Source organism: Mycobacterium sp. E802, from assembly GCF_001666875.1.
Lineage (GTDB): Bacteria > Actinomycetota > Actinomycetes > Mycobacteriales > Mycobacteriaceae > Mycobacterium.
Genome location: NZ_LZJD01000012.1, coordinates 1 through 24,721 on the forward strand (window position 1 = coordinate 1; position 24,721 = coordinate 24,721).

At 66.5% G+C, this 24,721-nt stretch carries 26 protein-coding genes; 12 read left to right on the forward strand and 14 right to left on the reverse strand.

Annotated features, from left to right (window positions below):
* On the reverse strand, positions 1-788 hold a 788-nt coding region (locus A5699_RS01915; protein ID WP_157561042.1), incomplete at its 3' end, for a DUF222 domain-containing protein.
* 155 nt (positions 789-943) lie between these two features.
* A complete protein-coding gene (locus tag A5699_RS01920) occupies positions 944-1,594 on the reverse strand; it encodes a hypothetical protein (protein ID WP_067764687.1) in 651 nt (216 codons plus the stop codon).
* Between the two features lie 52 nt (positions 1,595-1,646).
* Between A5699_RS01920 and A5699_RS01925 the strand changes: the two genes are divergently transcribed.
* Complete coding sequence (locus tag A5699_RS01925) at positions 1,647-2,393, forward strand: SDR family NAD(P)-dependent oxidoreductase (protein WP_067764551.1); 747 nt, start codon at positions 1,647-1,649, stop codon at positions 2,391-2,393.
* Here the strand turns inward: A5699_RS01925 and A5699_RS01930 are convergent.
* The gene (locus A5699_RS01930; protein ID WP_067764554.1) at positions 2,390-3,019 is read right to left on the reverse strand and encodes a PaaI family thioesterase; all 630 of its coding nucleotides are present in this window, start codon (positions 3,017-3,019) and stop codon (positions 2,390-2,392) included. The genes A5699_RS01925 and A5699_RS01930 overlap by 4 nt on opposite strands.
* Positions 3,016-4,311, reverse strand: a complete 1,296-nt coding sequence (locus A5699_RS01935; RefSeq protein ID WP_067764557.1) for an adenylosuccinate synthase — start codon at positions 4,309-4,311, stop codon at positions 3,016-3,018. Before A5699_RS01935 ends, A5699_RS01930 begins: the two co-directional genes overlap by 4 nt.
* Positions 4,312-4,418: 107 nt before the next feature.
* Between A5699_RS01935 and A5699_RS01940 the strand changes: the two genes are divergently transcribed.
* Genes A5699_RS01940 through A5699_RS01950 form a run of 3 tightly spaced genes read left to right on the forward strand, consistent with a single transcriptional unit; the run spans position 4,419 to position 6,749 of the window.
* Positions 4,419-5,000, forward strand: a complete 582-nt coding sequence (locus tag A5699_RS01940; RefSeq protein ID WP_067764560.1) for a hypothetical protein — start codon at positions 4,419-4,421, stop codon at positions 4,998-5,000.
* Positions 5,001-5,029: 29 nt separating this feature from the next.
* Positions 5,030-5,809, forward strand: coding sequence for a site-2 protease family protein (locus A5699_RS01945; protein WP_067764562.1), 780 nt, complete (start codon positions 5,030-5,032; stop codon positions 5,807-5,809).
* A gap of 43 nt (positions 5,810-5,852) precedes the next feature.
* The gene (locus tag A5699_RS01950; RefSeq protein WP_067764565.1) at positions 5,853-6,749 is read left to right on the forward strand and encodes a cation diffusion facilitator family transporter; all 897 of its coding nucleotides are present in this window, start codon (positions 5,853-5,855) and stop codon (positions 6,747-6,749) included.
* A 2-nt stretch (positions 6,750-6,751) separates the two neighbouring features.
* Here A5699_RS01950 and A5699_RS01955 read toward each other — a convergent pair whose 3' ends face one another.
* Positions 6,752-7,168, reverse strand: coding sequence for a DUF3151 domain-containing protein (locus A5699_RS01955; protein ID WP_067764568.1), 417 nt, complete (start codon positions 7,166-7,168; stop codon positions 6,752-6,754).
* A gap of 64 nt (positions 7,169-7,232) precedes the next feature.
* On the opposite strand from A5699_RS01955, the gene A5699_RS01960 reads away from it, so the two are divergent.
* The 3 genes from A5699_RS01960 (at position 7,233) to A5699_RS01970 (ending at position 9,332) form a co-directional block, all read left to right on the forward strand.
* Positions 7,233-8,015, forward strand: coding sequence for a DUF4878 domain-containing protein (locus A5699_RS01960; RefSeq protein ID WP_067764572.1), 783 nt, complete (start codon positions 7,233-7,235; stop codon positions 8,013-8,015).
* Positions 8,016-8,024: 9 nt separating this feature from the next.
* Positions 8,025-8,615, forward strand: a complete 591-nt coding sequence (locus A5699_RS01965; protein ID WP_067764575.1) for a CHAP domain-containing protein — start codon at positions 8,025-8,027, stop codon at positions 8,613-8,615.
* Positions 8,616-8,681: 66 nt separating this feature from the next.
* Positions 8,682-9,332, forward strand: coding sequence for a DedA family protein (locus A5699_RS01970; RefSeq protein WP_197508170.1), 651 nt, complete (start codon positions 8,682-8,684; stop codon positions 9,330-9,332).
* Here the strand turns inward: A5699_RS01970 and A5699_RS01975 are convergent.
* From A5699_RS01975 to A5699_RS02010, 8 genes are read right to left on the reverse strand one after another with little or no spacing between them, the layout of a single operon-like run.
* The gene (locus A5699_RS01975; RefSeq protein ID WP_067764581.1) at positions 9,329-10,456 is read right to left on the reverse strand and encodes an XdhC/CoxI family protein; all 1,128 of its coding nucleotides are present in this window, start codon (positions 10,454-10,456) and stop codon (positions 9,329-9,331) included. The two genes, A5699_RS01970 and A5699_RS01975, sit on opposite strands and share 4 nt — an antisense overlap.
* 24 nt (positions 10,457-10,480) lie before the next feature.
* Positions 10,481-11,389, reverse strand: a complete 909-nt coding sequence (locus A5699_RS01980; RefSeq protein WP_067764584.1) for an LLM class F420-dependent oxidoreductase — start codon at positions 11,387-11,389, stop codon at positions 10,481-10,483.
* A 3-nt stretch (positions 11,390-11,392) separates the two neighbouring features.
* A complete protein-coding gene (locus A5699_RS01985; RefSeq protein WP_067764587.1) occupies positions 11,393-12,505 on the reverse strand; it encodes a glycoside hydrolase family 76 protein in 1,113 nt (370 codons plus the stop codon).
* A gap of 15 nt (positions 12,506-12,520) precedes the next feature.
* A complete protein-coding gene (locus A5699_RS01990; protein ID WP_067764591.1) occupies positions 12,521-13,174 on the reverse strand; it encodes an RNA methyltransferase in 654 nt (217 codons plus the stop codon).
* Positions 13,167-14,057 carry a hypothetical protein gene (locus tag A5699_RS01995; protein ID WP_067764594.1) on the reverse strand — a complete coding sequence of 297 codons (891 nt, stop codon included), beginning with the start codon at positions 14,055-14,057 and terminating at the stop codon, positions 13,167-13,169. The genes A5699_RS01990 and A5699_RS01995 overlap by 8 nt, the downstream gene beginning before the upstream one ends.
* 18 nt (positions 14,058-14,075) lie before the next feature.
* The gene (locus A5699_RS02000; protein ID WP_067764597.1) at positions 14,076-14,852 is read right to left on the reverse strand and encodes an SDR family oxidoreductase; all 777 of its coding nucleotides are present in this window, start codon (positions 14,850-14,852) and stop codon (positions 14,076-14,078) included.
* A 32-nt stretch (positions 14,853-14,884) separates the two neighbouring features.
* The gene (gene ttfA, locus A5699_RS02005) at positions 14,885-15,757 is read right to left on the reverse strand and encodes a trehalose monomycolate transport factor TtfA (RefSeq protein WP_067764600.1); all 873 of its coding nucleotides are present in this window, start codon (positions 15,755-15,757) and stop codon (positions 14,885-14,887) included.
* 59 nt (positions 15,758-15,816) lie between these two features.
* Positions 15,817-16,455, reverse strand: coding sequence for a TetR/AcrR family transcriptional regulator (locus A5699_RS02010; RefSeq protein ID WP_067764603.1), 639 nt, complete (start codon positions 16,453-16,455; stop codon positions 15,817-15,819).
* 70 nt (positions 16,456-16,525) lie between these two features.
* Here A5699_RS02010 and A5699_RS02015 point away from each other — a divergent pair, with 70 nt between their 5' ends.
* Together A5699_RS02015 and A5699_RS02020 are read left to right on the forward strand one after the other, a co-directional pair.
* Entirely contained in the window at positions 16,526-17,524 is a 999-nt protein-coding gene (locus tag A5699_RS02015) for a Rieske 2Fe-2S domain-containing protein (RefSeq protein WP_067764606.1), read from the forward strand.
* The gene (locus tag A5699_RS02020; RefSeq protein ID WP_067764609.1) at positions 17,521-18,600 is read left to right on the forward strand and encodes a dihydrodipicolinate reductase; all 1,080 of its coding nucleotides are present in this window, start codon (positions 17,521-17,523) and stop codon (positions 18,598-18,600) included. Before A5699_RS02015 ends, A5699_RS02020 begins: the two co-directional genes overlap by 4 nt.
* A 70-nt stretch (positions 18,601-18,670) precedes the next feature.
* Here the strand turns inward: A5699_RS02020 and clpB are convergent, their stop codons facing one another.
* Entirely contained in the window at positions 18,671-21,217 is a 2,547-nt protein-coding gene (clpB, locus tag A5699_RS02025) for an ATP-dependent chaperone ClpB (protein ID WP_067764612.1), read from the reverse strand.
* Between the two features lie 109 nt (positions 21,218-21,326).
* Between clpB and A5699_RS02030 the strand changes: the two genes are divergently transcribed.
* From A5699_RS02030 to A5699_RS02040, 3 genes are read left to right on the forward strand one after another with little or no spacing between them, the layout of a single operon-like run.
* Positions 21,327-22,511 (forward strand): macrolide family glycosyltransferase, encoded by a 1,185-nt coding sequence (locus tag A5699_RS02030; RefSeq protein ID WP_067764615.1) that lies wholly within the window; start codon positions 21,327-21,329, stop codon positions 22,509-22,511.
* 39 nt (positions 22,512-22,550) lie between these two features.
* Complete coding sequence (locus A5699_RS02035; RefSeq protein WP_067764618.1) at positions 22,551-23,219, forward strand: GAP family protein; 669 nt, start codon at positions 22,551-22,553, stop codon at positions 23,217-23,219.
* Between the two features lie 37 nt (positions 23,220-23,256).
* Positions 23,257-23,880 (forward strand): hypothetical protein, encoded by a 624-nt coding sequence (locus tag A5699_RS02040; RefSeq protein WP_067764621.1) that lies wholly within the window; start codon positions 23,257-23,259, stop codon positions 23,878-23,880.
* Positions 23,881-24,721: the final 841 nt, after the last annotated feature.

A 24,721-nucleotide genomic window follows, 5' to 3' on the forward strand; every position in this document is an offset into this window, starting at 1 on the left:
TCGAGGGTGGCTTGCTCAGCCAGCAGGTGCACCACCGCGGCATCGGCAGCAGCCCGGGTGCCTGCTGCCGGGCAGTCTGGGGTGCGGCACAGGCAGGGGAGGTGGTCTTGCAGTCGGGCCAACGCCCCGGCGGCATCAGCACGGCGCTGATCCAGTGTGCGGGGATCATCGGGGCAGACGGTGGCGGCCAGGGCGTCGAGGCGTTGATCGAGGGCGGCGGCATCCCCGACGCGTAGATTGCCCCACACCGTCGCCATGCCCGGGATGGTGCCGGCCTCGACGCTGAAATGCCGGCCCTCATCGATCTGCGGGGGTACGCGTTCACCGTGGGGGTCCAGTCGGGCCACCCATTGATCGATGCGGTCGCGCAGTTTGCGTTTCGACAACCGCATCCAGGTTCCGGCGCGGGCAGCCAGGGCTTCGTCGACAGCAGCCCAGGCGGTGGGGTCGACGGTGTCGGTGCGGTTGATGATGGCCAGCACCATGCGCATGTCGATGGCTCCGGAGGCGAACAGGGCCGCCACCTGGGGAAGCCGGTCACGCAGGACGCGGGCGTGGCGGATCTGTTCACCGGCGCGGTGGCGGCTGATGTTCAACGCTGCCGAGATTTCGGCGGCGACCGCTTCGAACGGGTCGGTGCGCCAGTACACCGTTTCGGCCAGTTCGTGTTCGCGGCGGGTGTCCAACGCACCGATGGCGGCCAGCCGCGCGGCGATCGCCGCGGATTCTGCCCGCGCCGCCGCGCTCATCGCGTCGATGAGGGCCGCATCGGAATCAGTGTCGAACACATGTTCGATTATGCCACGGCCGACCGACAACCGCAGGATCTCTCAGGACATCGGTGACACTTCTGCATCACGACATCGGTGACGGTTCGCGCCAGCCTGATGGCATACCGCGTGGAGCCGCCTCGACGGCCTGAACCACAACCACAGGCGTTTTGTCAGCTCACATGCTGGTGTTCACCGCCCGGCAGGTCGATTACCCCGGCACGGACCAGGATCAGCAGGCTGACCGCCAGAACCCAGAGCGGGAACGCCAGCACGATCCACATGCTGACGTCTCCGCCGATCAAAAGCGCCACCGCAAACAGGTAGGTGGCATAGACGAGCGGCCGTGGCATCAGACCGGTCTTGAGCCAGATCGTGGCCAGCGAGATCATGAACACGGCCGCCATGCGCACGCCGTATGTCTTGCTCAACGCCATCAACACCATCTGGCCGAATGTGGCGACGTGACTGTAGACGGTCGCGTCCGTCATCCCCGCCCGGCCGGCGATCAATCCGGCTCCGATCGCCGAGGAGACGAACATCGTCGCCAAGAACAGGATGCCGCTGCCCAGGAACACCGTCGCGAAGAACCGGTCCTCATAACGTCCGAAGCCGTCGCGCACCACGCCGATGAACCAGAGGAACGCAATACCGGCGAACGGCATCAGCACCGAGGCAACCCGCAGCCGGGTGGTCGCGCCGTCGATCCATTGCGAACCAGGCTCGGCGCCCTCGGGCAACGCGGTACGGATCAGCACCAGGGCTACCCCGAACAACACGGCGAACAGCACTCCCGCAAACGCGGCCGCACGCGGCGTCGACAAACGGTGCAAAGGTCGTTGAACCACGGCTCATCGTGACACTTACGATGACCCGATGTCACTGGGCGGGAAAACAGCATTGGTCACCGGTGCGACAAGTGGCATCGGCCACGCCACCGCAACACTTCTCGCCGAGCTCGGCGCGCATGTTCTGGTCAGCGGCCGTGACGCGGACCGCGGCACCCACGTGGTGACCGAGATCCGTGACGCCGGTGGCACTGCGGACTTCCGGGGCGCCACGCTGACCGACGCCGCCAGTGCCCAGGCATTGGTGCACGACGCGCTCACGGTCGCCGGGCAGATCGACATCCTGGTCAACAATGCCGCCATCGCGGTGTTCGGGCCGACGGCAAAGATTGCCGAGCAGGATTTCGATGCCTGCTACGACCTCAACGTGAAGGTGCCGTTTTTCCTCGTCGGGGCGATCGCGCCGGCCATGGCCGCACGCGGAGAAGGGGTGATCGTCAATGTCAGCACCATGGTCTCGATGTTCGGCACGCCGGGCTCGGCGGTGTACGCGTCCTCCAAAGCCGCCCTCAACCTGCTGACCAAGTCGTGGGCCGCCGAATACGGCCCAAAAGGCGTCCGGGTCAACGCCGTTGCGCCCGGCCCGACTGTCACCGAAGGCACCACCGCGCAGTACGGCACCGAAGGGTTGGCCGCGCTCGCGTCGAAAGCTCCGGCCCGGCGCCCGGCGGACCCGGCCGAAATCGCCCGCACCATCGCATTTTTGGTCAGTGACGACGCCAGCTTCATCCATGGCGCGGTGCTACCGGCCGACGGCGGCCGGAGTGCGATCTAAGGCTGCCCGGGCAACAAGCGGATCATCAGGCCATGCGCCTCGGCGAGCAGATTCTCGTCCGGGTCACGCAGTTCGGCGTTCACAAACGCCTTGCGCCCCTCGGCTTCCCGTACCCAGCCCCGCGCGGTCAGCACCGTGTCGATCGGCGTCACCTTGCGGTAGTCGACGTGCAGGAACGCGGTGCGGCTGATCGGCCGACCGGCGGCGTGGATCACCATGCCGAACACCGAGTCGAACAGCAACGGCAGCACCCCGCCGTGCACCGCGTAGTTGCCACCGACGTGGAAGCGGCTGAACTCGACCTTCAGTTCGACGCCCTCGGGCTCGAACTTCGACATGGTCCACGGCGGCATCAGCAGGCTGCCCGCACCCGGTAGTGAGGGCACCCGGTTGGCCGGGCCCACACCCTCGGCTGCCTGATACGGCTCGAGCAGCTTGACGAGTTCCTCGACCCGATCGGCCGCGTCATCCCAGGTATCGCTGTCCGGGTTGGCCGATACGGCCAGATCCTGAGCTCGGCGCATCGCCGTCAGGAATCGCTCGAACCCCGGCCCGGGATCGGCCGGCTCGAAAACCGGGAAACCGCCGTGCTGTTCGAAAACGGACTCGGGTCGCTCGTCACTCACGGAGCAGCCAGGATGTCGCGCCGGACGATGGTCTGCTCACGCCCCGGCCCCACGCCGATGCACGAAACCTGAGCACCGGCAAGCTCTTCCAGCCTCAGCACATAGTCCTGTGCTTTGGCGGGCAAGTCAGAGAATTCGCGTGCGCTGGAGATGTCCTCCCACCAGCCGGGCAGCTCTTCGTAGATCGGCTCGGCCTTCGCGATATCGGCCTGCGTCATGGGCATCTCGTTGGTGCGCTTGCCGTCGACCTTGTAGCCGACGCACACCGGCACCGTCTCCAGACTGGAGAGCACGTCGAGCTTGGTCAGGAAGTAGTCGGTGATGCCGTTGACCCGCGTCGCATACCGAGCGATCACCGCGTCGAACCAGCCGCAGCGCCGGGCCCGTCCGGTGGTCACGCCGACCTCGCCGCCGGTCTTGGCCAGATAGGCCCCGTGCTCGTCGAACAACTCGGTCGGGAACGGGCCGGAACCGACGCGTGTGGTGTAGGCCTTGAGGATCCCCAGCACCGTGGTGATCCGGGTCGGGCCGATGCCGGAGCCGACCGCAGCGCCGCCGGCCGTCGGGTTCGACGACGTGACAAACGGATACGTGCCGTGGTCGACGTCGAGCAGGGTGCCCTGCGAGCCCTCCAACAGCACCGTCTCGCCCTTTTCCAGCGCCTGGTTCAGCAGCAGCCGGGAATCGGCGATGCGGTGGGAGAAACCCTCGGCCTGGGTGAGCAGGTTCTCCAAGACCTCGGCGGTCTCGAGCGCTTTACGGTTGTAGATCTTGACCAGCACCTGGTTCTTGAATTCCAGTGCCGCCTCGATCTTTTCGGACAGCAGCTGCTCGTCGAGCACGTCGGCCACCCGGATGCCGATGCGGGCGATCTTGTCCTGATAGCAGGGCCCGATGCCGCGGCCGGTGGTGCCGATCTTCTTGCTGCCCGCATATCGCTCCACCACCTTGTCGATGGCGACGTGATACGGCATCAGCAGATGCGCGTCGGCCGAGATGAGCAGCCCCGAGGTGTCGACGCCGCGATCCTCCAGGCCCTGCAGCTCGGTGAGCAGCACACCCGGGTCGACCACCACGCCGTTACCGATGACGTTGGTGACACCCGGGGTGAGGATGCCCGATGGGATCAGGTGCAGCGCGAAGTTCTCCCCCGTCGGCAGCACCACGGTATGCCCCGCGTTGTTGCCACCCTGGTAGCGAACGACCCATTGCACGCGGCCACCGAGCAGGTCGGTGGCTTTACCTTTGCCCTCGTCACCCCATTGGGCGCCGATGAGGACGATTGCCGGCATGGCGTAATCTCCCGCCTAATCTTCCGCACTAGTGTGGTGCAGCCGGTAGGTCACCTTATCCCAGCACACGCTGGGAACACATTTTCTCTCACGGGCGAGGTGCAGTTTTGACCCCCTCACATGGGATCGCGGTGGTCGGCACGGCGTCGGTTCCACGCCCCCTCCAATCCTTGCCGAGGGTCGCTGTCGACGACGTGACGACACACCGGAGGATCGTCGTGACCGGCGGTGCAGCCGAGCTGGCCACCGTGCTGACGGCACTCTTGCGCGCCGACCGGCTCGACGTGGAAGTCGCCCCGGTGACCGGCAGCTGGTCGGCCCGCCGCGCCCTGCGCGGCTCGGCCCGGCGGGTTCCGCTGATCCGGGACGAAACCGGAACAGTGCTGGTCAAAGCGGCCCAGTGGCACGGAGTCGACGGTGCGCGGCTGCAGGGCGAGGCCATCGTCGACGACTGTGTGCTGTTCGACGGCGAAGCCCCCGGTGTCCGCGTCGAACCCACGACGGACATGCCGGGGCTACGCGCCAGCGTGCTCTCGGACCGGGGCCGTCCGCGCGGCTGGGTCGTCGGCCGCGCCGCGCAGCTGGGTACCCCGGGCGCGCAGGTGATCCGGGACGGGGTGGCCGCCCCGAAGACCGTCCGACGCTCGACGTTCTACCGGCACACCGAGGGCTGGTTGCGCGTCGGCTGAGCAGGGGCGGCACCCGGTAGCGTCGAATCGTGAACATCCGCCCGCTGCATCAGTCGGTACGGCCGAGCCCGGTTTTCCTGGCCGTCGTCGCGCTCACCGCGGCCGGCGGGGTCATGGCCTGGCTGGGCGGGGTGGAGTGGTCCGCGTTGTCGTATGCGGGCGTGTTCGTCCTGGTAATCGCGGGCTGGCTGGTGTCGCTGTGCCTGCATGAATTCGGCCACGCGTTCACCGCGTGGCGGTTCGGCGATCATGACGTCGCGGTGCGCGGTTATCTGACGCTGAACCCGTTCAAGTACTCCCACCCGCTGCTGTCGCTGGGTTTTCCGGTGCTCGTCATCGCGCTGGGCGGGATCGGACTGCCCGGCGGGGCGGTCTACGTCCGGACGTCCTGGATGACGGCCCGACAGAAAACCCTGGTCAGCCTGGCCGGTCCGGCCGCCAACCTGGTGTTGGCGGTGCTGCTGCTGGGCATCACCCGGCTCGGCTACGACGGCGGCCACACCGTCTTCTGGTCTGGGCTGGCTTTTCTGGGATTCCTTCAGGTCACTGCGCTCGTGCTGAACCTGCTTCCGGTTCCCGGGCTCGACGGCTACGGCGCGTTGGAACCGCATCTGAGCCCGGACACCCAACGGGCCCTGGAGCCGGCCAAGCAGTGGGGCCTGTTCATCCTGTTGATCCTGTTGTTCACCCCGGTGCTCAACCAGTGGTTCTTCTCGGTGGTGTTCTGGTTCGTCGATCTGTCCGGAGTGCCCAGCCCGTTGGTATCGATCGGTAGCCAGCTGACCCGGTTCTGGTCCGCCTGGCTCTGACCCCCCTTGCCACATATGCGAACTTCCGCATATATTGCGGGGCATGGGTGCCGGTCATGATCACAGCCACCGCAGCGATGCCCGGGTCAGCCGGATGATCATCGCTGCGGCGATCCTCAGCGCGTTCTTCGTGCTCGAGCTGGTCACCGCGCTGCTGATCAACTCGATCGCCCTGCTGGCCGACGCCGGCCACATGCTGACCGACCTGGTCGCCATGTTCATGGGATTGACGGCGGTATTGCTGGCCAAGCGCGGCAGCACCTCCCCGGCCCGGACGTACGGGTGGCACCGGGCCGAGGTCTTCACCGCCGTGGCCAACGCCGCCCTGCTGCTCGGCGTGGCGGGATTCATCCTCTACGAGGCCATCGAACGCCTCGGCGATGCGCCCGACGTGCCCGGCGTGCCGATGATCGTGGTGGCCTTGGCCGGCCTGGCCGCCAACGCCGTCGTCGTCCTGCTCCTGCGGTCACACTCCAAGGACAGCCTGGCCGTCAAGGGCGCCTACATGGAGGTCGTGGCCGACACTGTCGGCAGCATCGGCGTCCTGATCGCCGGCATCGTCACCGTCACCACCGGCTGGCCTTACGCCGACGTGGTGGTCGCCGTCCTCGTCGCGCTGTGGGTCCTGCCGCGCGCCATCGCCCTGGCCCGCGCCGCCCTGCGCATCCTGTCGGAGTCCTCGCCCAGCCACATCGACGTCGAGGAGTTGCGTACCGCGCTCGGCGCGGTCGACGGGGTCACCGGCGTACACGACCTGCACGTGTGGACGCTGGTGCCCGGCAAGGACATGGTGACCGCGCACCTGACCAGCAGCGCCGACACCGCGCGGGTGCTCGACGACGCGCGTGCGGTCCTCACCGCCCGCGGACTGGCACACGCCACCGTGCAGGTCGAACCGCCCGACGCCGCAGAAGACTGCTCCTGCGACGCCAAGGACTGAATTCAGGAAAGGCCGAGTTCGCCGCGGGCCGACGGATCGCAGTCGTCGAGCAGATCCAGGCACCGCTGGAACTCGTCGGTCTCCCCGATGTCGTCGGCAGCCTGGGCCAGTGCCGCCACGCACCGCAGGAACCCCTGGTTCGGCTCATGAGCGAACGGAACGGGACCGAAGCCCTTCCAACCGTTGCGACGCAACTGATCCAGCCCACGGTGATAACCCGTGCGGGCATACGCGTAGGCGGTGACGGCCTTGTCCTCGGCGAGCGCCGACTCGGCCAGTACCGCCCAGGCGATCGATGCCGACGGGTGCGCGGCGGCCACCACGGCGGCCTTCTCTCCCGCGGCCAATTCGTCCTCGGCCTCCGGGTCCCCGGGAAGGAGAACCGGATCCGGCCCCAACAAATCACCCATCCGTGTCATGGGCCTATTGTGCACCGACGGATAAGCTCCACCAGTACCGACGTACGGGAGGACCGCAGCAGGGATGTCGAACCCATCGGGACCGGACGAGCATCACAGTGACACACCGACCGAGAAGGTCGAACTACCCCCGGCGTCAGAGGTGACCGACCCGGCCACCGAGATCATCGGTTCGGCCGACGAGGTCACCGAGGCGGTTGCACTCAGCGAGGAACGACGCTTCACCGCGCCGTCCGGGTTCGACGGATCCACCCAGAAGATCGACACCCCGCCGGATCCCGAGACCGAGGTGTTCGCACCGCCGGCCGAGGGCGACACCGTCGCCGCAGAAGTACCCAAAGGCGCTGCACCGCAAGTCATCCCGCCCCGCGACGAGTCAGCTGAGCCGGCGCAGACCACCGCCCGGCGCAGCTGGGGATGGGTGGTCGCGGTCCTGTTGGTGATCGCCGCACTGGTGGCGATTGCGGTGCTGGGCACCGTCCTGCTGACCCGTAACTCGTCGGCGTCGAGTTCCCAAGAAGACGACGTCCGCGCCACGATCCAGGACTTCGACTCGGCCATCCAACGCGGCGACCTGGCCACCCTGAGATCCATCACCTGCGGCACCACCCGCGACAACTATGTGAAGTACGACCAGAAGGCCTGGGATGAAACCCATGCCCGGGTCGAATCGGCGAAGCAGTACCCCGTGGTCGCCAGCATCGACCAGGTGGTGGTCAACGGCGATCACGCCGAGGCCAACGTCACCAGCTTCATGGCGTTCGCGCCGCAAACCCGCTCCACCCGCAGCTTCGACCTCCAGTTCCGCGACAATCAGTGGAAGATCTGCCAGGCCCCGACCGGCTAGCCTGATCGGGTGAAACTGGGGGGAACCAAACTTTTCCTGGCGCTCTGCGCCCTCGGCGCCGTGGTCGTCGTCGGTGTGGTGGCCCTGCTGATCCGGCCGCCCGGCTCCGCGCTCGACATCCTGCCCGGCAAACCCGTCGCCTTTCCCGAGATCGACCGCACCGCCCTGGCGCCGAGTCAGGCCCGGATCGTCGACGTTCTGCAGGCGCAGTACGACGCCCAACCCGGTGGCAGCCACTACTCCGAGGGCATCGAGGAACCGTGGTGCGCCGACTTCGTCAGCTGGGTGCTCAACGAGGCGGGCCAACCGCTGTCCAACCCGAACTCCGGGCATTGGCGGATCCCGGGCGTGTACACGTTGCAGGAGTACTACCAGGCGACCGGGCGGTTCGCCGGGGTCGACGGCTACCGCCCGCAGACCGGTGATGTGGCGATGTACGCCGAAGGCAGCCCGCTCGGATTGCACACGAATTTCGTCGTGGCGGTGGACGGCGACGCGATCACCACGGTCGGCGGTAACGAGGAGGGCGGCATCCGGGTGCACACCCTCGACGACGCCGAGATCGCGGGCATCATCGGGTACGGCAAGCCCGCCCCCTGACCGCCGGTACCCTTGGGACTCGTGATCGACACCGCCCTCCCCGCCGCGACGACCAATCTGGCACTCATGCCGGATTTCATGGATCCGCTGCACCTCATCGGATCCTTCGGCACGTGGGCCCTGGTGGGCATCCTGGTCGTGGTCTTCGTCGAGTCCGGGGTGTTGTTCCCGATTCTGCCCGGCGACTCGCTGCTGTTCGTCGCGGGCATGCTGGCGGCCGGCACTGCCGCGCAGGGCACGGCGGTGAACGCCAACTTCCAACTGTGGCAACTGCTGGTGTTCATCCCGATCGCGGCGGTCCTCGGCGGCCAGGTGGGCTACATCATCGGACGGACCATCGGCACCTCGATGTTCAAACCCGAGGCGCGGGTGCTCAAGCAGAAGTACCTCGACGAAGCGCACGCGTTCTTCGAACAGCGTGGCCCGTTCGCCATCGTCATCGCCCGCTTCGTGCCGATCGTGCGGACCCTGGCGCCGATCGTCGCCGGGGCCGCCAAGATGCGCTACTCGGTGTTCACGACGTTCAACGTGCTCGGCGCGATCATCTGGGGCGTCGGCCTGGTCCTGCTCGGCTACTGGCTGGGCCAGTTCGAGATCATCCAGAAGCTGCTCGAGCCGATCTTCATCCTGATCGTGGTCGCTTCCGTGGCACCGATGTTCATCGAGTGGTTGAAGCGCCGTCGCGCCGCCAAGAACGCCGCCCAGCAACAGGCCTAGCCGTGATGGATCCGGCCGTCGGTCTGAGCCAGCGGCCGTCCGCCACCACCCCACCGCTGAGCGATGATCTCGGCTGCAATCGACACCGCCGTCTCCTCCGGGGTGCGGCCACCGAGGTCCAAACCGATCGGACTCCGCAGCCTGGACAGCTCGTCGGAGGTCATCCCGGCCTCGCGCAGCCGCGCCATCCGGTCCTCGTGGGTACGCCGCGACCCCATCGCCCCGATGTAGGCGGCGCGCGCATTCTCGGGTAGCCGCAGGGCCACCTCCAGCAGCGGCACGTCGAACTTGGGGTCATGCGTCAGCACGCAGATCACCGTGCGGGCGTCGATCGCGCCGGCCTCGACCTGCGCCGCCAGGTAGCGGTGCGGCCAGTCGACCACCACCTCGTCGGCCGTCGGAAACCGCGCGGGCGTGGCGAACACCGGACGCGCGTCGCACACCGTGACCCGGTAACCCAGGAATGTTCCCTGTTGGGCGACAGCCGCCGCGAAGTCGATCGCCCCGAACACCAGCATGCGGGGCCGCGGCGCGTGGCTCGCCACGAAAACCTCCATACCCTCGCCCCGGCGCTGCCCGTCCGGGCCGTAGGTCAACACCTCACTGCGGCCGGCGGCCAACAGGCCGCGGGCATCGTCGGACACCGCGGCGTCGGCCCGCGACGATCCGAGGGAGCCCTCGTAATCGTCGCTGCGCACCACCAGTCGTCTGCCGACCCGGGACGAATCCGGGTGCGCGATGACGGTGGCCACCGCGACCGGGCGATGGGCCTCGATGTCGTCGGCGACCGCATCCAGTTGCCGAAACGTCTCCTGGGACACCGGCTCAACGAACACGTCGAGAATGCCGCCGCAGGTGAGACCGACCTCGAACGCGTCGTCGTCGCTCACGCCGTAGCGCTGCAGCACCGGGACGCCGGTGGCCATCACGTCGGTGGCCAGTTCGTAGACCGCACCCTCGACGCAACCACCAGAGACCGATCCGGTCACCGTGCCGTCAGGCGCGACGAGCATCGCCGCGCCCGCTGGGCGCGGGGCCGACCGAAAGGTGCGCACCACGGTCCCGACGCCGGCGGTGCCGCCGGCACGCCAGACCGCTAACAGGGTGCTCAGCACGTCTCTCACGACGTTCAATCTAAGGCTTGAGGACTACCCCAGACCGAGGGCACCGGCGAGTTCGCGCAGTGCGGGTCGCGGATCTGCCGTCGGGTTGTCGCCGAGTACCTGTACCACCACGTGGTCGGCACCGGCGTCCACGTGCGCCGTCACGGCCTTCGCAGCACTTTCCACCGAACCCATCCCCACCACGCCGCGGGCCAGCCGGTCGGAACCACCGCGGACGAGGTCGGATTCGTCAAAACCCTGGCGCAGCCACGAGTTCCGGTAATTCGGCAGACCGCTGTAGACGTCGAGGTGAGCGTGGGCGCGACGGAGCTGATCCTCGTCGGTGGAGCCGATGGCCACCGCCTGCTCCGAAACGATCCATTTGTCCGGCCCGAGAATGTCGCGGGTGACCCGCGTCTGTTCCGGAGTCACGAGATACGGGTGCGCGCCGTCGGCATGGGTGCCCGACAGCTCGATCATCTTGGGGCCCAGCGCAGCCAAGAGCCGGGGCGGACGGCCGACGCCCGGTTCGATCTGTTCGGGCACCGCGGCCATCCGGTCCAGATAGTCCCGCATGGTGGCCAGCGGCTTCTGATACACACCGCGCAGGCCGTGCTCGACCAACGGCCCGTGGCTGACCCCGAGACCCAACACGAACCGCCCGGGATACAGCGCGGTGAGGGTCCGGGCGCCGGTCTCGGCCGCGCTCGGCACCCGAACATGGATGTTGGCGATACCGGTGCCGACCACCAGGCGCTGCGTCGCGGCCAGAAACGCCGCCGACTGCGTCAGGCATTCCTTGCCGGTCACCTCGGGCAGGAACAACGAACCGTAGCCGAGTGCCTCGATCTCTCGGGCCACCTCCTGCGCGTCCGGCATCGACCAGGTCTCACTGGCCCACCACACGCCGATCCGGCTCGGAAAATCGATCGTCGCCCGTTGTGAGTTCGTCAATGCCTACTCCTCTTCTGCCAGCGTGTGCGCGGCTTCCATCAACATCCAGCCCGACAACTGGACCGACAGATCACGTTCGGGCATCGCCGAGGCGTTGACCGCGCCGTCGACGAACTGGGCCTCCGCGCTCTTGTCGCCCCCGGCCGTGGGCACCTCGGCATTGCGATCCCAGAACGGCCCGAACAGCGGCAGGCCGTCGACGGTCTGGCGGTAATTCCAGGCCGACTCGGCGGATTTCAGCACGATCGACCGGGCCGTGCGGCGCGCCGCCTCGTCCGCTTCGGTGTCACCGGGCAGCGTGGTGGCCACCAACGCCAGGTAACGCGCCGTGATGCCGTTGAACAGTCCGCCGTCGCCGCCACCGGCGCCCTTGATGACGCCGTCGGGCGCCATCTCCTTGTCCACCGCGGCCACCAGACGGCGCACCCGCTCGCCGTGACGGGCGTCCTGCGTGCGCACCGCGAGCTCGACCTCAAGACCGAGCACCACGCCCTGGCAGTAGGTGTACTGGGCGCGCACCATCGAGCCGGCCTTGATGCCGTCGAACACCAGATGGGTCTCCGGGTCGATCAGGGTGTCGTCGATCCAATCGGCCATCTGCTGGGCCCGCCGCAACCGGTCGTCATAACGGGCCAGAAAGATTCCGGCCGGCCCGTTGGCCGGAGCATTGAAGAACTGGTCCTGCTTGCGCCACGGGATACCGCCGCCGTCCTCGGGCACCCAGGCGTTGACGAACTGATCGCACAACTTCTCGAGCGGACGGGGCTTTTCGACCCCGGCCAGGCGTCCGGCCCGCTCGATGGCCAGTGCCAACCACGCCATGTCGTCGTAGTAGCTGTTGACCCATCCCGTGTTTCGCAGCCAGTGCGCACGAATCTGCCGTTCGATACGGGTTTTCCGCTCCGGCTGGGGGTCGCGTACCTGTGCGTCGATCAGACAGTCGAGAAGGTGGGCCTGCCACCAGTAATGCCATGTCCCGAACTGGCGGTACTTCTTGGTCGCCGGCCATGCCGTCACACCGAGCTGAGTGCCCGGCAGGTGCCAGAGTTTGGTCAGATGCCGTTGGGTGATCGCAGCTTCGGCGCTGGCCGCGCGGTTGGCCCATAGCTGATCCATGACACCGATCCTGCCTTACCAGGCCGCCGAAATGTCGGCATGTCGAGCGATCCAGGCGTGCATGACGATTCCCGCGGCAACTCCGGCGTTGATGCTTCGGGTGGACCCGAACTGAGCGATGGAAACCGTGACAGCGGCCCCGGCCTGCGCCTCGGGAGTGATACCTGGGCCCTCCTGTCCGAAGATCAGCAGACAGTCGCGGGGTAACTCAGTCTGTTCGAGCCGCACCGATCCGGGCACGTTGTCGACCGCGACGACGGTCAACCCGGCCTCGGCGGCAAAGGACAGCAATTCCGCGGTGGTGTCGTGATGGCGCAACCGCTGATAACGATCGGTGACCATGGCACCGCGCCGGTTCCACCGCCGTCGGCCGACGATGTGCACGGTATCGACGGCGAAGGCGTTCGCAGTGCGCACCACGGTGCCGATATTGGCGTCGCTGCCGAAGTTCTCGATCGCGATGTGCAACCGGTGCCGGCGTCGGTCGATGTCGGCGATGATCGCCTCGCGGGTCCAATATCGGTAGGCGTCAACGACATTGCGGGTGTCCCCGTCGCGCAGCAGGTCGGGGTCGTAGCGCGCGGCGTCGTCGCCGGTCGGTAACGGCCCCTCCCACGGACCGACACCCGGCGACTCACCCCACTCGGTGGGGCCGACAGACTCAGCCACCGGTGGTCCACAGGGCGGCATGCGTCCCGATCACCGACACCGACGCGTACAACAGTGCGGCGTTGATCTCCCCCTGGGAGCACAGCGAGACCCGCACGTTGACCGCGTCCCGCGAAGCCTCCGGCAGGATCAGCACCGACGAGCCGTACACCGAGCAGATGTGGCTGAGCCCCGGTGGCGGCAGCGTCGGGCCCACCACCACCATCAGCGGACCGCCGCGCTCGGCCGCGTCCTGCCGGTAACGTGATGCGGCCCCGTCGATTTCGAGGCCGAGCAGCATGTAACCCTTGCCGTTGAACGCGGTGGGATCACCGATCGCGGTCGGCGCCAGCTGTCCGCCGTCGGCGCTGAACCCGTCCACACTCGTGGTCTTGACCGTGACGCCGGTGTCGTTGACGTTGGTCGGCAGCATCCCGACCGGAAAGGCGGCCGGATAGGCGATGGTGGTTCCGGCGATGCGTTCGCGCGGCGAATAGACGTAGACCCCGCGCACCTGACTCTGATCCCGCAACGGCCCCAAGCACACTGTGCCCGTGAGCTTGTCAGGCGATGGTGCCGACAGAGGCCGCAGACCCAGATTGGTCACACCGTCACAACCGTGCAGGGCGTCGGCCTCGATCGGATGCGCCAGGGCGCCGTACAGGCCGAACCTGAGGTCCTCGGGCTTGGCCGGGGAATCGCCGGAGGCCGAGCCCTCGACGTCGATCAGCACCCGTTCGGAATCGAACCGCAGATCCGAGACTTTCAGGTGCCATCCCAGGATGTCCAACGACTCACCGAGCGCCGCAGTCGACGCCTCATAGGTTCGTGCCGGTTGATCGGGCGCGCAGCCCGCGGTGACGACGAGAAGTACCGCCATCACCGCCGCGATCAGCGCCCGCACCGGTACGAAAGTTCTGTTCTAAGTTCTCCCACGACCTTTTCCCACTGCTTTTGTCATGGCGCGCACCAGGTTTCGCGGAGCCATCCGCCCTCCGGTGGTCAACACCTTGTACTGCAGACCCGGCACGATGACCACCTTGCCCGCGGCCACGTCGGACAGGCAGTCTCGCACCACGTCGTCGACCTGCAGCCACATGAACGACGGTGTGCCCGCCATGTCGATGCCCGCACGGGCATGAAACTCGGTGTGGACGAAGCCTGGGCACAGGGCATGCACCCCGACGCCGGTACCGCCGAGCCCGTTGGCCAACCCCTCCGTGAACGAGACCACCCAGGCCTTGGAGGCCGAATACGTCGATCCCCGCCCGGGCACCAGACCCGCGACGCTGGCCACGTTGATCACGGTGCCGGCGCCCGCGTCGATCATCGACGGTAGCGCTGCGTGGGTCAGCTCCATCACCGCGGTGACGTTGACCGCCAACTGGTCCTGCAACTGGGACAGGTCCGCAGTCCAGAATTCACCCGACGTGCCGAACCCGGCGTTGTTCACCAACACCTGAACCCCGGCCCCAAGCCGCTCGGCGACGTTTGCGCGGTCCGGGGCACGGGACAGGTCGGCAGGAAGGACTTCGACACCGGCACCGGCCTCGTCGCGCAGCTCGGCGGCCAGTTGTTCGAGGCGCTCACCATCGCGTGCCACCAGCACCAAGTCGTACCCGTCGCGGGCGTAACGCCGGGCGAACCCGGCACCCAGTCCCGAGGTCGGTCCGGTGATCAGCGCGACGGGACGAGGCATGCCGACAGCGTAGTCAACTACTCTGTCGCGGTTCAGCGCTGGTAGTGCGGGGCGTGGCGGCCGTTGCGTGCCGGAGGCGGAGGCCGACGGATCCCATCCGGACGGCCGGTCTCCTGACGTGGCTGGGTGTAACGGCTGACGTCACCGCGGCCCGGTGCGGCGTCGGTCCGACCAGGCGGCAGCTCGCGACGCCCGGCGGCGGCCGGAGTCGGGGCGAGCGGGCGGCTGGGAGAACCGGCACGGCGGGCCAACGCAGCCTGACTGCCCTGACCGGACTGCGGTGCCACACCGTTCTGCGAAACCGGAGGCAGCACGCGCAAGAGGTCGTTGAACTGACGCACGGTGCGCAGTCCCTCGTCCCATTGGGCGCGGGTACTGGTGACGGGCATGCTGACGAGCGTCCAGTTCTGCTCGTTCCACATGATCTCGGCACAGTCGGGAGCGGTGTGGGCGAATGTGACCATCCGGCGGTCGCAGGCCCGACGCGCGGCGTCGAGGTTGGTGGAGTACACCATCCGCGGACCGATCGCACCGAGCAGCCAGATGTCGCTCTCGCGGGGCTCCTTGATGCCTTTGAGCCGCAGATCGACTACGACGTTCGTGCCGACCTTGCGGTGCAGCGCGATCACCGTCGCCACCTCTTCGATGTCAAAGATGAACACCGCCTCGCCACGAATCTGGCCGAGGACGACGTTCTTGGCCGTGACGTCACCGATGGTCGACATGACCCCGCGCTTCCAGCGCTTGAGGATTTCGTGCGACTCGTGCTCGTAATCGAAGCCATGCGACTTCGCCCAAGACTTACGGCGCCGTCCCAACCCACGTCGACGGTCGATGTCGACGTACAGCAGCACCGCCGCACCCACGAAACAGAGTGCGGACAGCGTGAACCAGAGCGGGACCATCGGGCCTAGCCTACTTGTTGACCGGGGCAATGCCCCAGCCTTGTGAGGTCACAACCCGATTACTGGTGCTCAGCGGGCTGTAACCGGGACTCCTCGAGGTACGTGACGATCGCATTGGTGAGTCCGCGGCGGGCCACGTCGAGGTCGGTGTAGGTGCCGAGTTGACGCTCCGAGGTGATGCCGCGCATCGCCCCCGGAATGAAGGAGGCGACCTCATGGACCCGCTCAGGGTCGACGTCGAGGTCGGCGAAGGCCTGCTGACAGGTTTGCAACCAGCTCTGTCCCCACGACGACAGTTCGGCCGCGGTCTTCGGGTAGAGCCGTTCGAGCTCGGCATGGTCGCGTGGCAGGGCGGCCCTCAGGTTCTCGATCGCCCGTGAGTCGCTGGCGGTCAATCCGTCATAGAGCAGGTCGATGATGCCGGCGACGCGCTGACGCAGCGGCGCATTGCCGTCGTGGTGGCTCAGCATGCCCGCCCGACGCTCGGCGGTGCGCTGCAGGACCGCGGCCCAGAACCCGTCGATGTCACCGAACTGGTACTTCACCGCGCCCCACGTGGCGCCGATCTCTTTGGCGATCCGGTTGGCCGAGACCGCGGTCGGATCTCCGGTGGCCAGCGCCTTGCGGGCGGCCTCCAGCATGCTCTCCCGGGTGGCTTCACCGCGGCGGTTGGTGCGGCGCGCGCTCACCTCGGTCATCTTCGAGAGGCTACCCCGGTTTCACAGAACCCTCTTCCAAAGTTTCACAGAAGCTCCTACGATTCGCCTCATGGCCAAACCGCCGCTGTCGATGAAGCCGACAGGATGGTTCCAAGTTGCCTGGTCGGACCAGGTCGCCGCCGGGGCCGTCCATGCCATGAAGTACTTCGGCGAGGAGATGGTCGCCTGGCGTTCGGAAGCCGGGCAGGTGACCGTGATGAACGCCTACTGCGAGCATCTCGGTGCCCACCTCGGATTCGGCGGCCAGGTCGTCGGCGAGGTCATCCAATGCCCGTTCCACGGCTGGCAGTGGAACGCCGAGGGCCGCAACGTCTGCATCCCGTACCAGGACCGGCCCAACCGCGGTCGGCGCATCCGCACCTACCCCGTCGTGGAACGCAACGAGGCCATCTACATCTGGCACGACATCGAAGGGCGCGAGCCGTTCTTCGACGCGCCGGATGTGTTCGCGTCCTTCGCCGACGGCAGCAGCGCCGCCGACTACTACCCCCAGCAGCGGTTGTTCCGCGAAGCGCTCGAGCTGCATCCGCAGTACGTGCTGGAGAACGGCGTCGACTTCGCCCACTTCAAGTTCGTGCACCAGACGCCGATCGTGCCGGTGTTCACCCGCCACGACTTCGCCGCACCCATCTCCTACGTGGACTTCACCATCACCTTCGAGGGCGACGATCAACAATCGATCGACGACGTGCGCAGCGGCGTCGAAGCCATCAACGGCGGCCTGGGCATCGCGGTGACCAAGAGCTGGGGAATGATCGACAACCGGACCATTTCAGCGGTCACGCCTGTCGACGAGTCCACCTCCGACGTGCGGTTCATGGTCTACATCGGCCGGACCCCCGGGAAAGATTCTGTTCGGGCCGCTGCGAAGGCCGCCGAGTTCGGCGACGAGGTGATCCGCCAGTTCACCCAGGACATCCACATCTGGTCACACCAGCGCTATTCCGATCCCCCGGCGCTGGCCACCGCCGAATACGAAGGCTTCACCGCAATCCGCAAGTGGGCCATGCAGTTCTATCCCGACGCCAGAAAGGCAGACGCCCTATGACCGAGAAGATCCGGGTTTTCCAGGTGGCGACCGGCAACGTCGGCACCGAGATGATCAAGCGTATCGGCCAGCGGCCCGATCTCGAACTGATCGGATTACATTGCTACACAACCGAAAAGATAGGCCGTGACGCCGGTGAGATTGCCGGGATCGAGCCGATCGGCGTGACAGCCACCGGCTCGGTCGATGACATCATCGCCGCGCGTCCTGACGTGTTGACCTTTCACGGCGTGTTTCCGGACGAGGACCTGTACGTGAAAGTCCTTGAGGCCGGGATCAATATCGTCACCACAGCCGACTGGATCACCGGCTGGCACCGTGACACCAACCATCCGCACCCGTCCGGGAAGCCGGTGTCGCAGCTGCTCGCCGAGGCGTGCGAGAAGGGTGGCTCGACGTTCTACGGCACCGGGATGAACCCGGGCGTCAACCAGATTCTGGGTGTGGTGTGTTCGGCCGACGTGGCCGAGATCGAGAACGTCACCACCATCGAATCCGTCGATGTGTCATGCCATCACAGCAAGGACACCTGGATCGAGGTCGGCTACGGCCTGCCGGTCGACGACCCGTCGATCCCGGGAAAGCTCGAGAAGTACACCCGGGTGTTCGCCGACAGCGTGTTGATGATGGCCGACTGCTTCGGACTCGAACTCGACGAGGTGAAGTTCAGTGCCGAACTCGGGGCCTGCACAAAGGATGTCGACCTCGGGTGGTACAAGCTGCCCAAGGGATCGCTGGGCGGTAACTACATCAAGTATCAGGGCATGATCGACGGTGTGCCGCGCGTCGAGACGCACCTGGAATGGCAGATGACGCCGCACACCGATCCCAGCTGGGACATCAAGGGCTGCTACATCACCCAGATCAAGGGCGATCCGTGCGTCTACAACAAGCACATGATCTTCCCGAAACCCGGTGTGGACCTTTCCGATCCGGACTCATTTGCCTCGATCGGCATGACGGTGACAGGGCTACCCGCGCTCAACGCGATCGCCTCGGTGGTCAAAGCCCCGCCCGGGTTGTTGACGAGTGCCGACGTGCCACTGCGTGGGTTCGCCGGCCGGTTCAGTTTCTAGCGCGAAAAGACACAAACCCGCACTCTTCCCACGGGAATTGTGCGGGTTTGTGTCTTTTCGGCGGGCTAACTCAGCCGAGGACCAGGCCTTCGCCGTCGGCACTGACGTTGACCGGGACGACGTCACCGTCGTGCACCTCGCCGGCCAACAGCATCTTGGCCAGCTGGTCACCGATGGCCTGCTGCACCAGCCGGCGCAGCGGGCGGGCACCGTAGAGCGGGTCGAAGCCGCGCTGGGCCAGCCACTGCTTGGCGGGCAGCGACACTTCCAGGGTGAGCCGACGTTGCGCCAGCCGCTTCTGCAGCTGTTGCAGTTGGATGTCGACGATCGACACCAGCTCGCCAGGTTCCAGGGCGTGGAAGATGATCACGTCGTCGAGCCGGTTGATGAACTCCGGCTTGAACGCCGCCCGCACCGCGGCCATCACCTGCTCCTCGGTGCCACCGGCACCCAGGTTGGAGGTCAGGATCAGGATCGTGTTGCGGAAGTCGACCGTACGGCCCTGGCCGTCGGTCAACCGGCCCTCGTCGAGCACCTGGAGCAGCACATCGAACACGTCCGGGTGAGCCTTCTCGATCTCGTCGAACAGCACCACCGTGTACGGACGCCGCCGCACCGCCTCGGTCAGCTGACCACCCTGGTCATAGCCGATGTATCCGGGAGGGGCACCGACCAACCGAGCCACCGAGTGCTTCTCGCCGTACTCGCTCATGTCGATGCGGACCATGGCGCGCTCGTCGTCGAAGAGGAACTCCGCCAACGCCTTTGCCAGCTCGGTCTTACCGACACCCGTCGGCCCGAGGAACATGAACGAACCCGTCGGCCGGTTGGGGTCGGCCACCCCGGCCCGGCTGCGGCGCACCGCATCCGACACCGCGGTCACCGCGGCCTTCTGGCCGATGACGCGCTTGCCCAGCTCCTCCTCCATGCGCAGCAGCTTGGCCGTCTCGCCTTCGAGCATGCGCCCGGCCGGAATGCCGGTCCACGCCTCGACCACCTCGGCGATGTCGTCGGGGCCGACCTCTTCCTTGAGCATCACGTTCTCACGAGCCTCGGCCACCGGAAGCGCGGCGTCGAGCTTCTTCTCGACCTCAGGGATCCGGCCGTACCGCAGTTCGGCGGCCTTGGCCAGGTCACCGTCGCGCTCGGCCCGGTCGGCCTCACCGCGCAGGCTGTCCAGCTGCTCCTTGAGCTCGCGGACCACGTCGATGGCGCCCTTCTCGTTCTGCCATCTGGTGGTCAGCTCCGAGAGCTTTTCCTTGTAGTCGGCCAGCTCGCCACGCAGCTTCTCCAGCCGCTCCTTGGACGCGTCGTCCTCTTCCTTTTCGAGTGCCATCTCCTCGATCTCGAGGCGACGGACCAACCGCTCGACCTCGTCGATCTCGACCGGCCGGGAGTCGATCTCCATCCGCAGCCGCGAGGCGGCCTCGTCGACCAGGTCGATGGCCTTGTCGGGCAGGAAGCGGCTGGTGATGTAGCGGTCAGACAAGCTGGCCGCAGCCACCAGCGCCGAGTCGGTGATGCGCACACCGTGGTGCACCTCGTAGCGGTCCTTGAGGCCGCGCAGGATGCCGACGGTGTCCTCTACGGACGGTTCGCCGACAAGCACCTGCTGGAATCGACGCTCCAGCGCGGCGTCCTTCTCGATGTACTTGCGGTACTCGTCGAGAGTCGTCGCGCCGACCAGGCGCAGCTCACCGCGGGCCAGCATGGGCTTGATCATGTTGCCCGCGTCCATCGCCGACTCACCGGTGGCACCGGCGCCGACGATGGTGTGCAGCTCGTCGATGAACGTGATGACCTGCCCGGCCGAGTCCTTGATCTCGTCGAGGACGGCCTTGAGGCGTTCCTCGAACTCACCGCGGTACTTGGCACCGGCCACCATCGAGCCCAAGTCCAGGCTGATGACGGTCTTGTCCCGCAGGCTTTCCGGCACGTCGCCGGCCACGATGCGCTGGGCCAGACCCTCGACGATCGCGGTCTTGCCGACGCCGGGTTCACCGATGAGCACCGGGTTGTTCTTGGTCCGCCGGCTCAGCACCTGCACGACGCGACGAATCTCGTTGTCGCGGCCGATGACCGGGTCCAGCTTGCCTTCCCGGGCGCGCGCGGTCAGATCGGTGGAGTACTTCTCCAACGCCTGATACGAGCCCTCGGGATCCGCGCTGGTGACCCGTGCGCTGCCGCGCACCTTGGTGAACGCCTCCCGCAGCGCCTCGGGCGAAGCACCGTGACCGGTCAGCAGTTTGGCGACCTCGGAGTCGCCGGTGGCCAGGCCGACCATCAGATGTTCGGTGGAGACGTACTCGTCGTCCATCTCGGTGGCCAGATGCTGGGCCGTGGTGATCGCGGCGAGCGATTCACGGCTCAGTTGGGGTTGGCTGCTGGCGCCACTGGCGCTGGGCAGCCGGTCGAGCAACCGCTGCGCCTCGGTCCGGATCGTCGCGGGGTCCACGCCGACGGCCTCCAGCAGCGGTGCGGCAATGCCTTCATTCTGAGTCAGCAGTGCCATCAAAAGATGAGCGGGACGGATCTCCGGATTGCCGGCGGAACTGGCCGCCTGCAACGCTGAGGTCAGCGCCGCCTGAGTCTTGGTCGTCGGGTTGAACGAGTCCACGACACCTCCCTTTTCCGATAGAGAAAATGCTTGTCGCGATGTACAACGTAGTCAAGGTTGAGTCTGTTCCGCTCAAGTTTAGAAATTTTTGATCGGCAGACTCGATCAGGTGCACCCTGCCTCACACATTGCCGTCGTCGCTGCATCCGCTCCCAGCCACATGTACCCACATCTCGCGGTTATCCACGAACTGGTGCGCCGCGGCCATCGGGTCAGCTACCTCGTCGGTGCTCATCTGGCCGATCTGGTCCGGCCGACCGGAGCCGACGTGATCGGATGCACCTCGGTACTGCCGGGCGCCCCCGGTGCTCCGGAAGCGTTCGACGAGACCGACCCGGCCGCGGGCATGCGAATCTTCCTCGACGAGGCGATTCACGTTTTGCCACAGGTTCACAATGCCCTCGACGCTGACCGCCCCGACGTGGTGCTGTACGACATCGGCGGGATGGCCGGGCCCGTCGCCGCTGCCTACTGGGGCGTGCCCGCCGCCCAGTTGTCGCCCAGCGAGGTGGCCTGGGACGGCTACCACGAGGACATGGCCGAGATCTTGGTGCCGATCTTCAACAGCCCAGGCGGACGGGCTTATCGCGAGGCGTTCGACGGTTGGCTCGCCGATTCGGAAACGGGACTGACGTTCGACGAGGTGACCGGTGCGCCCCGGCGCTGCCTGGCGTTAATCCCCCGGATCATGCAACGGCACGCCGACCGGGTCGGTGACCGTTACCGGTTCGTCGGACCCTGCATCGACCCGCGACGTACGGACCGCGGCGGTTGGCACCCACCGGCCGGCGACGGTCCCCTGGCGCTGCTGGCCTTCGGCACCGCCTATACCGAGCGAGCCGACGTGTACCGCAACGTGATCGACGCCTTAGACGGAGAAGGCTGGCGGCTCGTATTGGCGGTCGGCCGGGCCGAGATGGGTGCGGTGCCATCGTGGGTGCAGGTGCAAGAGTCCGTCCCGCAACCGGCGGTGCTGCAGCGGGCCGACTGCTTCATCACCCACGCCGGGATGGGCTCGTGCACGGAGGGATTGTGGTTCGGGGTACCGATGGTGGCCATACCGCAGGCGGTCGATCAGCCGGCGAATGCAGCCAGACTGGAGTCCATCGGCGTCGGCAGGCATTTGTACGACCCCTTGCCCAGCGTGGCGCAGATCCGTGACGCAGTGCTCGGCATCACGGCCGATCAACAAACCCGGTTGCGGCTCGATGCCATCAGCGCCGAGATCCATGCGCACGGTGGTCCGGGACATGCCGCCGACGCGGTCGAAGACGTCGCCGCCGGTCGCTGGTAAGGGGCTGCGACCGGGATACGGCGTTGCTAGGTTTTGGCGATGACGGAGAACTGGAGCTCGGTTGTCACCGAACTCATCCCGCTGGCAATGGTGGTGGCGTTGTCGCCGCTGACCATCATTCCGGCGATCCTCGTGCTGCACACGCCGCGCCCCCGCCCCACCGGCCTGGCATTCCTGGCCGGGTGGCTGGTCGGTCTGGCCGGGTTGACCGCCGTCTTCGTCGGCGTCTCCGGTTTGCTCGGCGCGCTCGATGAACCACCGACGTGGGCGTCGTGGTTTCGCATCGTGGTGGGTACTGCGCTCATCGTTCTCGGTGTCTACCGATTTCTCACCCGGGCGAAGTCAGAACACATGCCCGGCTGGCTCGCCAGCCTGAGCAAGCTGACCACGCCGCGGGCCGCCCTGACCGGCGCGGTGTTGACCGTGGTGAACCCCAAAGTGCTGTTCATCTGCGCGGCTGCCGGTTTGGCCATCGGCAGCGCCGGCCTGGGACAGCCCGGTGTTTGGGCAGCCGGGCTGTGGTACGTGGCGGCGGCCGGGTCGACGGTTGCTTTGCCGATCCTGGCGTACGCGATTTCCGGTGACCGTCTCGACCCGGCATTGGCCCGACTCAAAGACTGGATGGAACGCCAACACGCCGTGCTGGTCGCCGGAATTCTGGTGGTGATCGGCCTGCTTGTGCTCTACAAGGGAATTCACGCGCTATAGGTAACGCATTCGGTGCAAATCGGGCTACGGTGTGGCCATGTCCGAATCCGGTTTCGGTGATTTCGAATTCGAGCGGAAGTTCTTTGTCCGCGAATTGCCCGCAGCGGCGGCCTCCGATCCGACGCCCGCCCTGATCGTGCAGGCATATCTGTTCGCCGCCGACGGCTATGCCGTCCGAGTGCGGGTACAAGGGCCGGCACCGGCTGAATTGGATGCGACGGCAGCAGAACTCGTCGAGGCATTGGGCGAGGAATCACTGGGAACGATGACCGCCAAAGGCCCCGCCGTCGGCGGTACCCGATACGAAGCCGAACGCGAACTCGACCCATTGGTGGCAGCGCAGATCGTCGGCCGATCCGAACATGTGGTCGCCAAGGTCCGCTACTCGATGTGGCTGGGCGAGGACGGCTGGATCATCGACCAGTTCCTGGGCCGCAACGCACCGCTGTTGCTCTCCGAAGTCGAACGCGGCGGCCCGGTGGTCGATCTCGCCATTCCATCATTCTGCGTTTCCGAAGTGTCCGAAGACGACCGGTTCCGCAATGAATACCTGGCGCACAAGCCATTTGGCACGTGGGCTGACGAGTACCTGCGTGAACTCGACCGGCGCGGGCCTTCTTTTGTGAATACGTTGGGGCAGAATCAGTTCGAGGGTGGCTGAGGCATAGTTTTAGGCGCTCCTCTGGTCACATCCATCGCTTGTTTCCAGACGGGTATCCGATGTGCCCACTTATTAGCGACAATCGAGCGACAATCGCCACACAGGCAACGGTCGCCCCACGAGAACCATTGTCGCTCGCCGTTTTTGGCACTCAGGCACCCCTGGCCCCACGAGCATCATCTGCCCAGTGCCCGCGTGTCAGCGACTCTGTCGCTGACACTGGACGACCCGGATCCCGTATCAATTGCGGCCTTCGAGACAGAGGTGGTGGCTTGGGTAATACCGGCCACATGACCAACAGTGCGGTGCCCTGATGTTCATGTGAGATTCAATTTGAAGGTATCGGAACTCGCGCACCGAAGGGCCGCGGCGGCCGGGGACCTCTACCTTGCGCGATCGCATATTCATCGCATTGTGCACGGTGCTGAGCATGTGCTGGTACGTCGCAATCTGGCTGTTGGATTGGTCGTAAGATTCTCGGGCCGCCCCGTACGCTGGCCGCACAGTCGTACCGCGTTGCCCCTGACATATCTCGATGACCCGCTCACACCTGGCGCTCTCCGCAGCCAATTCCTCATAGGGCGCGTCGAACACACGATTGTTCGGCCATCGAGCCCAGAACGCTTCAGAGTGGGTGTACAGCCAAGCGCGCTCAGCGTCCAACCGTTCGCCCGCGGATGACGGCACCATCGACAACCCAATCGCTCCGGCAGCGAAGAGAGCAGACAACACCAGACCAACCGTCAAGTAGGTGAGGAAGCTCTTTGGCTCGTGAGAACCCGCAGCAAGCACATGGTCATACATCGGCTTACCGTCCACGTGAAGCCGAGCTATTCATCGC

What these genes read in the sequence shown, in the direction of transcription:
- A5699_RS01985 (WP_067764587.1), bottom strand. Translation starts at nt 12,505, where the DNA reads ATGGATCAGCTATGGGCCAACCGCGCGGCCAGCGCCGAAGCTGCGATC.
- A5699_RS01925 (WP_067764551.1), top strand. Translation starts at nt 1,647, where the DNA reads ATGTCACTGGGCGGGAAAACAGCATTGGTCACCGGTGCGACAAGTGGC.
- A5699_RS02000 (WP_067764597.1), bottom strand. Translation starts at nt 14,852, where the DNA reads ATGCCTCGTCCCGTCGCGCTGATCACCGGACCGACCTCGGGACTGGGT.
- A5699_RS02015 (WP_067764606.1), top strand. Translation starts at nt 16,526, where the DNA reads ATGGCCAAACCGCCGCTGTCGATGAAGCCGACAGGATGGTTCCAAGTT.
- ttfA (WP_067764600.1), bottom strand. Translation starts at nt 15,757, where the DNA reads ATGGTCCCGCTCTGGTTCACGCTGTCCGCACTCTGTTTCGTGGGTGCG.
- A5699_RS01955 (WP_067764568.1), bottom strand. Translation starts at nt 7,168, where the DNA reads ATGACACGGATGGGTGATTTGTTGGGGCCGGATCCGGTTCTCCTTCCC.
- A5699_RS02040 (WP_067764621.1), top strand. Translation starts at nt 23,257, where the DNA reads ATGTCCGAATCCGGTTTCGGTGATTTCGAATTCGAGCGGAAGTTCTTT.
- A5699_RS02020 (WP_067764609.1), top strand. Translation starts at nt 17,521, where the DNA reads ATGACCGAGAAGATCCGGGTTTTCCAGGTGGCGACCGGCAACGTCGGC.
- A5699_RS02035 (WP_067764618.1), top strand. Translation starts at nt 22,551, where the DNA reads ATGACGGAGAACTGGAGCTCGGTTGTCACCGAACTCATCCCGCTGGCA.
- A5699_RS01950 (WP_067764565.1), top strand. Translation starts at nt 5,853, where the DNA reads ATGGGTGCCGGTCATGATCACAGCCACCGCAGCGATGCCCGGGTCAGC.
- A5699_RS01935 (WP_067764557.1), bottom strand. Translation starts at nt 4,311, where the DNA reads ATGCCGGCAATCGTCCTCATCGGCGCCCAATGGGGTGACGAGGGCAAA.
- A5699_RS01960 (WP_067764572.1), top strand. Translation starts at nt 7,233, where the DNA reads ATGTCGAACCCATCGGGACCGGACGAGCATCACAGTGACACACCGACC.
- A5699_RS02010 (WP_067764603.1), bottom strand. Translation starts at nt 16,455, where the DNA reads ATGACCGAGGTGAGCGCGCGCCGCACCAACCGCCGCGGTGAAGCCACC.
- A5699_RS01970 (WP_197508170.1), top strand. Translation starts at nt 8,682, where the DNA reads ATGCCGGATTTCATGGATCCGCTGCACCTCATCGGATCCTTCGGCACG.